Annotated in this window: 8 protein-coding genes; 4 read left to right on the top strand and 4 right to left on the bottom strand. The window is 43.4% G+C overall.

The window, feature by feature from the left end:
- Positions 1-107 precede the first annotated feature (107 nt).
- Together JK628_RS18020 and JK628_RS18015 are read right to left on the bottom strand one after the other, a co-directional pair.
- A complete protein-coding gene (locus JK628_RS18020) occupies positions 108-4448 on the bottom strand; it encodes a collagenase (protein WP_202286311.1) in 4341 nt (1446 codons plus the stop codon).
- Between the two features lie 542 nt (positions 4449-4990).
- Positions 4991-5512: a hypothetical protein gene (locus tag JK628_RS18015; RefSeq protein WP_202286310.1), complete on the bottom strand. Its 522-nt coding sequence runs from the start codon at positions 5510-5512 to the stop codon at positions 4991-4993.
- A 495-nt stretch (positions 5513-6007) separates the two neighbouring features.
- Here JK628_RS18015 and JK628_RS18010 point away from each other — a divergent pair, with 495 nt between their 5' ends.
- Positions 6008-7309 carry an NAD(P)/FAD-dependent oxidoreductase gene (locus JK628_RS18010; RefSeq protein WP_272931660.1) on the top strand — a complete coding sequence of 434 codons (1302 nt, stop codon included), beginning with the start codon at positions 6008-6010 and terminating at the stop codon, positions 7307-7309.
- A 95-nt stretch (positions 7310-7404) separates the two neighbouring features.
- Positions 7405-8886 carry a protein adenylyltransferase SelO gene (locus tag JK628_RS18005; RefSeq protein WP_202286309.1) on the top strand — a complete coding sequence of 494 codons (1482 nt, stop codon included), beginning with the start codon at positions 7405-7407 and terminating at the stop codon, positions 8884-8886.
- A gap of 86 nt (positions 8887-8972) precedes the next feature.
- Here JK628_RS18005 and JK628_RS18000 read toward each other — a convergent pair whose 3' ends face one another.
- Both JK628_RS18000 and JK628_RS17995 read right to left on the bottom strand, forming a co-directional pair.
- Positions 8973-9461: a hypothetical protein gene (locus JK628_RS18000; protein WP_202286308.1), complete on the bottom strand. Its 489-nt coding sequence runs from the start codon at positions 9459-9461 to the stop codon at positions 8973-8975.
- Positions 9462-9472: 11 nt separating this feature from the next.
- A complete protein-coding gene (locus JK628_RS17995) occupies positions 9473-10291 on the bottom strand; it encodes a cytochrome c3 family protein (protein ID WP_202289874.1) in 819 nt (272 codons plus the stop codon).
- A gap of 658 nt (positions 10292-10949) precedes the next feature.
- Between JK628_RS17995 and JK628_RS17990 the strand changes: the two genes are divergently transcribed.
- Together JK628_RS17990 and JK628_RS17985 are read left to right on the top strand one after the other, a co-directional pair.
- A complete protein-coding gene (locus JK628_RS17990) occupies positions 10950-11699 on the top strand; it encodes a winged helix-turn-helix domain-containing protein (protein ID WP_202286307.1) in 750 nt (249 codons plus the stop codon).
- Positions 11692-12216: a hypothetical protein gene (locus JK628_RS17985; protein WP_202286306.1), complete on the top strand. Its 525-nt coding sequence runs from the start codon at positions 11692-11694 to the stop codon at positions 12214-12216. The genes JK628_RS17990 and JK628_RS17985 overlap by 8 nt, the downstream gene beginning before the upstream one ends.
- The last annotated feature ends 231 nt before the right edge of the window (positions 12217-12447 follow it).

Below are 12447 nucleotides of genomic sequence, written 5' to 3'. Positions count from 1 at the left end.
AATTTGCTCGATATAACAGAAAAAAGGCAAACCTGATGGTTTGCCTTTTCGAGTAGCTCGTAAGTGTTAGTTTTGTTGTAGCTTTCGACTAACACTCATTCGAGTTATTACTTCAGTGTCACTTTTAAGGTGACGTCATCACTGCTTGGTGTACTTTGAACTGTAACATAGTACCAACCTGAACTAGGCTGCTGTACGGTCACTCTCTCCTGAGTACCAAGGCTTGTCGATTTTCCTGTATTGTTATTCGCATCAGGCCAACTTTCACCGACATACAACTCTAATTCACCGCTGCCGTGACCGGTTTCAGCTGTTAAGCTCTGGGTACCTGTAGGCACATTGATGTAGAAAGATGAACGACCATTCTTTACACAGATAGGTACTCCATTGCTAATGCTGCCATAATCTTGAGGCGATGCGCTATCACACATGTTGCTCAGTGTTGATGGCACTTCTGGTTCAACGGGGTCAACAAGATCAACGGTTGAACCGTTGGTTAAACTCACTGTCATCGATACGCCGCTGTAGCTAGTATTCGAATCGATGCTGATGTAGCGCCAGCCACGATTTGCAACAACATGCAACTGCTCGCTATTGCCACTTGTTGCAGACTTAGACTGTGCATTGGTCGAAGACGCCCAAGTATCGGCGTTGAAATAGATATTCGCATCTCCATCTCCACCTTGAGTCGAGATGTATAGGTCGGTGTTATCTGCGTCAACCCACACGTAATAGCTGCCTTTACCGCCGCTAATACACTCTTCATTTTCTAAGGTTAACTTGCCGGAGTTGATGGTCGCGGCGCCACAACTTGTGATCACGCCGTTATTAGGGTCAGTTGGGAAAGCATCGCTATTATCGCCAATACCGTCGCCGTCAGTATCGAGCGTTTCTGTAGCATCATTAGGGAATGCATCGCCATTGTTACCTACGCCGTCACCATCGCTATCGAGCGTTTCTGAAGCATCATTAGGGAATGCATCGCCATTGTTACCTACGCCGTCACCATCGCTATCAAGTGTTTCAGTAGCATCATTAGGGAATGCATCGCCATTGTTACCTACGCCGTCACCATCGCTATCAAGTGTTTCAGTGGCATCATTAGGGAATGCATCGCCATTGTTACCTACGCCATCACCGTCACTATCCATTGATTCGGTATCATCAAATGGGAAAGCATCACTATTGTTACCTACACCATCTCCATCGCTATCAAGTGTTTCAGTAGCATCATTAGGGAATGCATCTTCGCTATCGATAACGCCATCGCCGTCTGAGTCAACAGGTGAAGTGTCGCCACGATTAACTAACTCGTCGGTGATTAAATAATCGTTGATATCATTTTCTTGTGACATCACCGCGACCCCTAAACACTGGTTGTTAACGTCGGTAATTGCTGCACGGCGATTACCAAACCACTTCCAGGTAGTTGCACTATCATAGGTCTCACCATTCTCAAGAGTGGTAAAGCCAAAGCTTTCACTGAGCTCTCCTGTTTCATTGTCGACACGGTGAACACGTACTGCAGTGTTACTGTTGTTGGTAAATGAAAAGTCAGCTTCAAACGGGCCAGTTAGATGTTTACCTTTAAGCTCGCAGCTTCCGATTGTATTAACTTCTGGAATAACCTCAGGTTCTGCTGCATTGGCAATGGTTGATTCATCAATGGTAAAGTCAGCCGTTGTATTATTTAGCACACCAACACTTAAGCAGTTGAGACGCGCATCGGTAACCATAAAACGACGGTCGCCGTACCAGATATCAGCGCTATAGCTTTCGCCTTTATTCAAGGTACCGTAGCCAAAATCGAAACCGGTGGCAGCGCTCGCATATTTAGGCTTGCCCGTTAGATTATCAATACGGAACAAACGCACTGGATAGTCTGTAGTATTGGTAATGGTAAATTCATGGGATTCATCTTTTATTAGGTGAGGCCTTACAAGTTCACAGCTACCTAGCATGTCTTGATTTGGTAATACTTCAGGTACTACATCTTTGACAAGCTCTTCATCGATAGAGAAGTTATTGCTGTCGTCGGTCATCACGCTAACACCGAGACAGTTCATGGCATTATCGCTTAACATCAATCGATCGCCCTGACGCCAGTTGGTCGATGTATAACTATCACCAAGCTCTAGTGTTTTGTAGTTCTTAGCGAAATTGGCTGTTCCCTTGTTATTGTCTAGCCAAAATAGTGACACTGGAACATCGGTAGTATTGGTAATGGTGAAGTTAATCTTTGCAGCGTCAACATGGCGAGCGTATTGCTGGGTTAACGTACATTCACCAATGACATTGGTATCAGGAATCGTTGCCGCTGGTGGGGCTATTACATCGGCATTAGCCAATACAAAAGCTTCAAACCCAGCTTCTGTTCGCGCGGCAACCCCTTTTAGTACTTCGGTGTAGGCATCTTTATCGCCCACTTGCAGTGCTTGAGTTATCTTTACTATTTCGTCGTTATGCTCTTCAGACAGGTAACGCATCGCATAATAGCTCCACTGATAGAGTTCATCATACCCATAAGCCATAAATAACAGGTTGTATAATGGCGGAATAGTTTTACCTTCCAGTGTGTTATTGGTTCTTGGATGATCGTTACCGTTGGCCATGTACTCGGCCATTCCCTCTGACCAAGAGACATTGTAATCGAATGAACCGTATGACCCTTTTTTGATATAGCGACCATCTAAATAGTGGACGAATTCGTGTCTTAAGTTGTAAATTTGGTCTTCATATTGGCAAGAGTTGCCCACCCATGAGTCAGGACACTGCATTGCAATAAAGCGTGGTTGATTTCCGACGACTTCAGGAGAACCTTCGAGATACATACCACCATTATCAGTGCTAATACCAAAGAATTCTGGAGCGTACTTTTCGTAATCTTCAGGCGAGGCAAAAGAGACCACTTCAAGCACGTCGTTAAGATCGCCTTGAACAGGAATAGCGTTGGTGTTGAAAAAAGCGTGGAATTCGGCTTCTTGCAGTGATAAATCGGCACAAGATTGCTCGAGTGTAGCTTGAGAAATACTGCTTTGAGCACGAATGATGAGCTTATCTGTACACTCATGACGGACGGTTAAAATATCTTCCTCTTTTGGCGGTACAATACAGTTACCAAAGAGTGGATCGCTTGCCTCACACTGTCGTCCTGCGGACTCTAAATAACTCTTTGTCACGATGGTTTCAGTAGTTTCAACAGAGATGTCATTCACTAATTTGTCGCGAGTTTCAATAATCGTACTATCAAAGCGAGCTTTAGCTTCGTCGGTAGCAATAGATGAAATTTTACCGAGAGCGATAAAGCTATGGGGGATAATCCATTTTTTATCAGCTTCAGTCGACCAACGCATATCAAGCGATGTCTCGCCTAGGAAGGCAAACGATCGCATCACCGATAATACGTCCAACATATTATTGTTATAGGCGGCTTTAGTCGCGGAATCTCCGTAATAGGCTGCTGATCCAACGGCTTTAAGTAACGCCATGGTTGCGTCGCCTGCGTTGTTGCCATCAAATGGATTTGTTTGCTCTGAATAGTATTGAATAATCGCTAAGAGGTGTGGCAATAAATCTTTAAAGTACGCGGCGCCAGCACCACGCTCAAAATTATTAAGTGCACCAGCGTAACCTTCTTGAATGACGCCACCAGCGTCGCCGATAAAGTCGGTCATTTGAGTGACAGCCTGAAGTGCAATACTTAGATTTTGCGCCTCGGTATCTGTCATCGCTGCAGCGTAATATTTATAAGAGGCAAGAAAGTATAATAGTTGGTTTAAATCTGGATCGTCTAAATCATCGGTGCTTGCAAGGTAATGCAATGCATCGGAAACGTCTGCGATGGGATCTTGGCTTGCACCTGCAATAGATTCAAAATCGCTGTAACTTGCTGCGAGGATGGTCGCAATAGTAGCTCCGTACTCAGACTTTGAAGAAATCGCAGGAGCTGGAATAGTGACGTTGAGATTAGTATTAAAAACAATGTAGTCGCCCATAGGTGGTGGTATATCACCACCAGTAATATTGACTCTTAAGTTGGTTTCTTGAATATTGCCATTGATTTTAAAGTAACGTTTACCGGCACGAGAAATAAAAGAGATACTCTCATCGTTAGTACCGACAGTATTACTGACAAGCTCTTGATTTCCACTCCAATCATCACCGTTATATAAGACTATATCTGCGTCGCTGCCAGCATAACTGCCACCTGAAGTGGTAATTGTGACATCACTGTTTTCGTATGGAACATTAATATAGAGGAAGTGACCGTAATCGGTGATGCAATGGTCTTGATTAGCGGATACTTCACCTTGTCTGTCTAAGGTCTTTTCACCGCACATTTCAGCTGCTTGCACAGTACCTACGTTTAACGAAGCAAGAATAGCGGTTGTTAGAATTGATTTGCGTGAAATGATACAGGGCAAACTCTTTTTAATTTTTCTTATCATATTATGTAGCCTCTATGGGGAGGGGTATTGAAGCTAGGCTGCGACCGCCATCACTCCGTCCTCTTTTATTTCTATTTATTTAACTCAACTACCCGTCAATACTTTGTTGCGGGAATGTTAAAATATTTCTACAGTATAATGTATCCAATGTCAAAGGTGAGTCTGTTTTTTGGAAGGATTTAGCTTGTTAAAAAGACTAATTAACCTAATTGTAGGGCTGAAGTTGTGTTTGATTTTATTTCTATTTTGTTGATATTAAAGATTAAACTTGAAATTATTATCTTTTGAGGAAGCAAGTAGATATTTGGAAGTTGGAAAGGCGGCCATTGGATATACTGGTAGCGATGACTTATTCACGAGTAGTTTGTAAGTGGAGTGGCATGCAGTTTAAAAGGGTTGTTGTACCGATGAAGTTGTTATTTGGCTAAAGTGGTGATGAAAAAACTATTACTAGAGTGCCTGCAGCAGGAAAATCTTGGCTGCAGTAGAGATGGAAGACCACTGTTTAGCGGCCTTTCATTATTGACTGTTTTAGCTAGTTATTACTCAAGATCAATCGTTACCACATTGGTGACACCTGATGCTAATGTCAACAATCCTGTGGTGTAGAACTCGCCACTTTTAGCGTGTGCTTTTAGGTAATATTCGCCGCTATTAAGCATCTTAGTTCTACTATCCAGTGTAAGGATTGATTTCTTACTCATCCAGCCATTTTCATCCATTGAATATAAGTATTGGTTACTCTCTAATGCTGCACCGCTATCGAGGTGAAATGAAACAAAACGCACCATTGTCATACCTTTAGGGTTTTTCTCTGCAGTAATCGAGCGGATCACACCGTAATCTTTATTGGTTTTCCCTGTGCGATGGGCACTGATATCCTCAGATTCATTGGAATATTGTGGCTGATTATGAGTGTAATCAGCACTAGGTGAGTTAGTGGTCGTTGTAGTTGATGAGCCGATACTGGCTATATCTGAAACTGAGCTAGTGATATTGCGTATGTCAGTGCTTTTACATGCACAAAGGCTTAATAGTGCAGCGCATAGGAGTACTTTTTTCATTTTTTAATCCATTAATAAGAGCTTCAATCCATGACCAAAATCATAGTTAAATAAGGTTGCTAATTTGTTGCAGTGCTAAAGTAGCAATCACTTGGATTAGAGTCAACTTAGCTATCTTTATGAGTTATATGATTTATATATTCAGTGACGCAATTGTCGATAGTGACTGCTGCAGTACTACCTAATAATTCAAGCCTTGCTTAGTCAGTATGTGGCTACCCAGCCCCAGACTTAATTTCTGCCTAATGATAGCTCTTAGGCTAAATTGGAATGCGCATTTCGGCATACATCTTTGTAATTTCACTTTTTAACAGTTTAACTTGCTGTAAGCGCCTAGGTTTGCGGTTTAATTCACTGCTTTTGTTGTTATTTCTAATCATAATGACCATGACTTTATTTTTTGTTTCAGTCACTATAGAGGACGCTAAATAAGTGTTTCTGAATTAAATGCTTATTCAGAGTAACGGTAAATTCAATCAAGCGTTAGGGGAAGTTGTGATGTCATCATGTCCAAAAATTGTGATTGTTGGTGGAGGAGCTGGCGGGCTAGAGCTTGCGACTCAGCTCGGCCGTAAGCTAGGAAAAAAAAATTTAGCACAGATCATATTGGTTGATAGAAATCGCACTCACATCTGGAAGCCGCTATTGCATGAAGTTGCTACCGGTTCGCTAGACTCTGATCTTGATGGCGTGGTTTATTCAGCCCATGCAGCAAAGCAGGGTTATCAGTTTCAATTGGGGACTTTTTGCGGGCTTAACAGCGAGAGCAAGTTGCTCTCGGTCGCGGCAATTACCGATGATATGGGAAAAGAGTTACTGCCTGAGCGCAAAATTAAGTACGATAAATTAGTAATCGCTATCGGCAGTGTGAGTAATGACTTTAACACTCCAGGGGTGCAGGAAAACTGCTTTTTTTTGGATTCTCATCAGCAGGCAAATCGCTTTCACAATGCGCTTCTTGATAGCTTTACTCGCGTTCATCAGTCTGATTCTATTAATGAGCTTAATATTGCCATTGTTGGTGGCGGTGCCACTGGAGTGGAGTTATCGGCTGAGCTATATCATGTCACTGACCTATTGAAAGTGTATGGCCTCAGTAGGATGACAGCAGACAAGCTCAACATTCATCTAGTTGAGGCGGGTCCGCGTATCTTACCGGCATTGACTGAGCGTATAGCCTCATCTGCAAGACGTGAACTAAGTCAGTTGGGGGTGTCTGTAATGGAAAATACCCGTATTAGTGAAGCTACATCAGCAGGTTTTATGACTGCCGAAGGGCAGCTTATCGCCGCTAACTTAATGTTATGGGCTGCAGGGGTGAAAGCGCCGGACTTTATTAGAGACTTGGCGCTGTTTGAGCTCAATCGCGCCAATCAAATTAAGGTGCAAACGAACCTTAAAAGTACCGTTAACGAAGATATCTATGTCATCGGTGATTGTTGTGCATTTGAGCAAGCCGATGGTAGCTTTGTACCGCCAAGAGCACAGTCTGCGCATCAAATGGCACAGTGCGCTGAGAAGAATATTATTAGGGAAATGAATGCCGAGTCGCTGGTGGATTACGTTTATGTAGACCACGGCTCCTTAGTCAATTTGTCTCGTTACAGCACCATGGGTAGCCTGATGGGCAATCTGACCAAAAGCAGCATGTTTGTTGAGGGGAAAATTGCGCGTTTTGTCTATATATCCCTGTATCGAATGCATCAAAGAGCGATTCATGGCAGCTTGAAAACAGTTGCGCTGTGGCTAGCTGAAAAACTGATGCGAGTGGTTAGGCCGAGAATGAAGCTACACTAAGACCACAAAGACGGCCAAGGTTACCGTTATGGGCACCGCTAGGGTAAAGTAGTGGAATCGGAATTTGTTATGTTTTGCAGCCAGATGGATATTTGATGAGCAGCACCAAGATTGATTTAGGCGTAAGTTTTGACAATAGCTACGCAAATGAACTCAAAGGGTTTTACGTATCATGCCATGGTGATAAAGCGCCAACACCGGTATTAGTAAAGCTCAATCAGGCACTCGCTGAGGAGTTAGGCATAAGCAATAGTAGTGCAGAGCAGCTTGCTGATGTTTTTTCTGGAAGCGAAGCGCCTCAAGGTTCAGCGCCATTAGCCCAAGTTTATGCTGGCCATCAGTTCGGTGGATTCAGTCCGCAACTTGGGGATGGTCGAGCCTTGTTGTTAGGGGAGGTCGTGGATAAGTCTGGTCAGCGGCAAGATATTCAGCTTAAAGGATCTGGCCGTACGCAGTTTTCTCGCGGTGGTGATGGTAAAGCGGTGCTTGGCGCCATATTACGGGAATATATATTGTGTGAAGCGATGCATGCGCTTGGGATTGCGACGACTCGCGCGCTGGCTGTGGTGACGACGGGTGAACCCATCTATAGAACGCGATATTTGCCAGGTGCTGTATTAACTCGAGTGGCAGCAAGTCATCTGCGCGTAGGCACTTTTCAATACTTCGCCGCTCAAGGCGAAGAGGATAAGTTAAAACAGCTGGCCGAGTACGCCATTGAGCGGCATTACCCTGAGCTTAAGCAAACTGAACAACCTTATTTAGGCCTCATTTGTGCCGTGCGAGATAAGCAAGCCGAGCTGGTGGCAAAATGGATGTTAGTAGGCTTTGTGCATGGGGTGATGAATACCGACAACATGACCATTAGTGGTGAGACCATAGATTATGGTCCGTGTGCGTTTATGGATAACTATGACGCCAGTGCACTGTTTAGCTCTATCGATCAGGATGGTCGCTATGCTTATAGCAACCAACCCGCGATGGCGCAATGGGATCTAGCGCGACTTGCCGAAACATTGCTGCCATTTATCAGTGAAGATGCAGACGATGCTATAGCGCAAGCAACGGAGGCAATAAAGGCGTTTTGGGATATCTTTAAGTGCCACTGGCTCGAGGGAATGCGGGCCAAACTGGGCATGACTTTGGAATTAGACGGAGACTATGAACTTTGCCAGCAGTTGCTGGAATCGATGCAAGGGCAAGCGGTGGACTTTACTCAGTTATTTCGTCAATTAGCAGTTGATTTGGTCACTGACAGCAATGATGTTGAATCGCTGTTTACTGACTCTAAATTATTCATGCAATGGCAAGCGCAATGGCAAGCAAGACTGGAAAAGGAACCGCTATCCACTGCAGAGCGCGCAAGTTTGATGGATGCCGTTAACCCGGTTTATATCCCTCGGAATCATCTGGTTGAGGCCGCTATTGAGGCGGCAGAGGAGCGTAGCGATTATCAACCATTTGAGGCGTTAATCTCGGTACTTGCTAACCCTTATACGCTACAGACGGATAAAGAGGAGTTCAGCCTTTCTGCGCCGGCAAGTTTCGGGAAGTTCACCACTTATTGTGGAACATAGGTTGATTTTGAAACAAAAAAAACACGCAATGAATGGTCATTGCGTGCTGGTCGAGTATTGATTGCCTGCTTTTTAGGAAGTAGACATTAATCTAAAAATGCGAGCTCAAGGTGGGACTTTTCACCTTTAACTTCTACAGCGACGCGATAGTTGTCAACTGCATCTTTCCACTCAACAGTGCCTAGTTCAAGATTGTAGATCCCGGACTCAGCTTCAGTGACTGTCAAATCGCACTCTGCATCTTCAATACAATTTGCATTGTTGGCTTGATGCCAAGCAAGTTTGTATTTAACTGAAGTCTCGCCTTCCTTTGGGTAACCCATGATGATTAGGTTAAAGCCGCTAGCGCCTGTCACTAACAAGTCATCATCACCCGTTAACGTTAAGGCTACATTGCCTGTTTCACCGTCAACCGTAGTTAGGTTAACGCTCAAAGTTTCAGTTTCATTTATGCCAATCGTAGTGACGGGTGGCTCAACGATTGGCGGTTCGACAGTCTTATCGTCATCACTACCACAACCGAATAGTAGTACCGAACTTAGGCCGATGGCGCAGTATAATTTAGTATGTTTCATTGTCATGCTCTCTACCCTTGGAAGTGGCCAGTGTGGCAGGTGTCACACTCCATATTGGTTTTCACACTTGGTTGAAATGTGGACTCTGAAGTGTGGCAGCTTTGACAGCCGGCAACAGTATCTGAGATAGGGTGATCGATTACCGTTTCGCCATCAAACGCTTTATTTAACATGATCACTAGCTCATAAACAACAGAAGCGGATAGTTGCTTACAGCGCATGCCTTTTTGGCTGAAGGATTTGCCATTTTCTCTTGCCCATAGGCTGATAGAGGAGTGACATAAGATAGTGTTTGCTGAAGTCGGTGTGCCGACCTGATCTAATGTCTCAGTCATATCAGCGCCGATCCCTTCAATAAACTCAGCAGTTTGCAGTGGTAACGCTTGGCTTTCGTAATAGCGCATTGTTGGACTAAGAAGTGCGTTGGCTTGTTCACCGTTAATACTCAATAAATTAGCTAACATACCGGTGGCGTTAATATTACCGCAAACAGTTCCTTCACCAAGCATGCCCGCCCAGCCATATACCGCAAGACCTGTAGGCAATAGTGCAAATTTTTCAGCGTCTGGTGAATCTGACAGAGCTAAACTTTGAATGATGCTGTCAAACACTTGGAACATACAGCCGTTACCCGTTTCATAGGCGCGTTTAGCAACCGTCATAGGGTCTAGTTTGGCGTAAGCTAATTTTTCACCTACTGCTAGTCTCCACTCTCCATCACTGTTTGTTACTGCTGCTATAACTGGGTTTGCCACTAAAGCTGTACCTGCTGCAACTGACGAAATGCCAATAATACGGTTGATTGCTTGTCTTCTATTTAGTGTTTTCATCATTTTATGTCCCATTTTTTTTATATGTCACTCAATACTCAGCTTGAGCGTTTTGAATTAGCTGCAGGTAGTTAAAATGTTGTTCCTGTTGGAGTGCAAATCAACGCTGCATTGGCTTGAGATAAGAATGACAGGACTGAGAAATGCTGATGAGAGCTAGCTCAAAGTAATTTCCACCTAAATTGTTGCCGTAATGGTTGGGCTCTGCGTTGGTGTTAACTACTGTTAAGCGCGTGATTAGTGGTAAATAACACCTGTATTGCTTGCTCGTAACGGATGTAATGCTGATTACAGCGTTTTATCCTGCTTATTACTGCTAGAGTTTATTGATCTAGATCTAATAAAGTTATGATGCACAAGAAAAATTGCATATACACCTTTGAATTTTCGATGGAGGATGCATTGTAAGTCAGTGAGTTTCTCTGAAAATAAGTGAGCAATAAAAACCTACGGGTAATATTGCTATTTAAGATCCCATGCAATAAGGGTAAAAGGCTAGGAAAAACAATGATAGGGCCGACATTATGAGCTGATAGATTAGAACTAATGCAAAGTTGCAATAAATAATATCGCGTATTGCAAATTGTGATTAACAGGATGTTTGTGCTGTTGTAATTGCAGTAAAATAGTTTAACGATTTTATATGGACGCTATTGATATGCGGTTAAAAATCTTTGAATTTGATATTGCCAATAGTCAGTTATTCAATAGTGAAACTCAAAGTTCGGTACACCTAACACGCACCGAATGTCAGGTGCTTGAACTGTTAGCTACTCACCCAAATCAGGTGATGAGTAAAGGTCAGCTTGCTTGTGCGGGATCGCAAACTGCAGTGATGAGTGAATCTGCTGTAGCAAAAGCCGTATTCACCTTACGGAAGCATTTTGGCGAAGCACATGCTGAATTAATTGAGACCTTTCCCCGAAAAGGTTATCGGTTAAATATAGCTGCGCCTAATGCAAGTTGGTCGCAGCACTCTAAAGCACGTAAAAAGTACCTTTTATTAACCGTGACGGCACTTTTTATTAGTTGTATTGCCGTGGTGACGGCTATGCATGAGTATATTTTGTTTAAACATATTGATGCGCCGATTAAAACCAGCCGTAACATAGTGTTGGATAATGGACAAAAACTGATACTCACTTGGTTAGAGTCGCCGAGAATTAGATTACGGCAAGAGGTGTCCGTCGAAGCCAAGGTTGTATTTGCACTAAATCGTTGCCCTCATTTGACATGGGATAGGGTGTACCTCGCATTTTCAAATGATATGCAGGTGCTTAATGTATCTATGCTTGGCAAAACAGCGAAAGGCGGCACATTGATGAGAAACATTAAAACTATCGACTTTAGCTTAAGCCCTGAATTTATTTCAGAAGACTGGCTCAAGGAGGTATCACTCTGTGATTAAACAGCTAAAAATAGTGTTAAGTGGCGGGCTATTGGCGCTAGTCATAGGAATAATTGTTTATCAGCACATTAAGGCAACCGAAGTGGACATTGTGTTGTCATGTCGCAATGAACTGGTTGCCATGAATCCCAGAACCAATGTCATTGAACACCACTCAATGATTGCTGATTTTGCTCTGCAAAAACGCTCGGCTAGTATTAGTTATCGATACTTCACCACCGACGGTATTCCCATTGCGACCCTACAGTTAAAGGGCGATGTGCTGAGTGCGAATAAGGACAAGGATATCTATATCCTCAATTTGGTCAGTAGTAAGCTCATTCGACATAATAGCGAGTTGCCATTGCCTTTACATGCGAACCATTTAGAAGCGTTCGCCAGTCGTAATATAACGGAGAAGGGAGTACACAACTTGACGATTCAAATCGCTAGTCGTAACCAAACCGAAAATACTGCGCTGTTGTACTTTTTACCTAGCACCAATATCTGCGCTTGTAGCTTGGTGACTATGGGGTAATGTTCAAGCCAACGGCTAGCTTTAAGCTAGCCGTTGGTCTGTGATTTTTTCTGTTGTAATCCATCTTTTTACATTTCATCGATTTTGCAGCCGAGAATGTTGCCTTTATCAATAACCAACCACTATTCAGCCAATGGTGCAGTGACATATCGTTCGGCGCCTGCGAAATCAACTATAATTTGAAGTAATTATTTGGTTCTTACATCAGCCTCATTTTTACCACAGACTGAA

It is taken from the genome of Shewanella sp. KX20019 (assembly GCF_016757755.1).
Lineage (GTDB): Bacteria > Pseudomonadota > Gammaproteobacteria > Enterobacterales > Shewanellaceae > Shewanella.
The sequence above is the reverse complement of the archived record's forward strand: the minus strand, read 5'-3'. Positions and strand labels throughout refer to the sequence as shown.

Coding starts and splice junctions, on each gene's coding strand:
- JK628_RS18020 (WP_202286311.1), bottom strand. CDS start 4,448: ATGATAAGAAAAATTAAAAAGAGTTTGCCCTGTATCATTTCACGCAAA.
- JK628_RS18015 (WP_202286310.1), bottom strand. CDS start 5,512: ATGAAAAAAGTACTCCTATGCGCTGCACTATTAAGCCTTTGTGCATGT.
- JK628_RS18005 (WP_202286309.1), top strand. CDS start 7,405: ATGAGCAGCACCAAGATTGATTTAGGCGTAAGTTTTGACAATAGCTAC.
- JK628_RS18000 (WP_202286308.1), bottom strand. CDS start 9,461: ATGAAACATACTAAATTATACTGCGCCATCGGCCTAAGTTCGGTACTA.
- JK628_RS17995 (WP_202289874.1), bottom strand. CDS start 10,291: ATGAAAACACTAAATAGAAGACAAGCAATCAACCGTATTATTGGCATT.
- JK628_RS17990 (WP_202286307.1), top strand. CDS start 10,950: ATGCGGTTAAAAATCTTTGAATTTGATATTGCCAATAGTCAGTTATTC.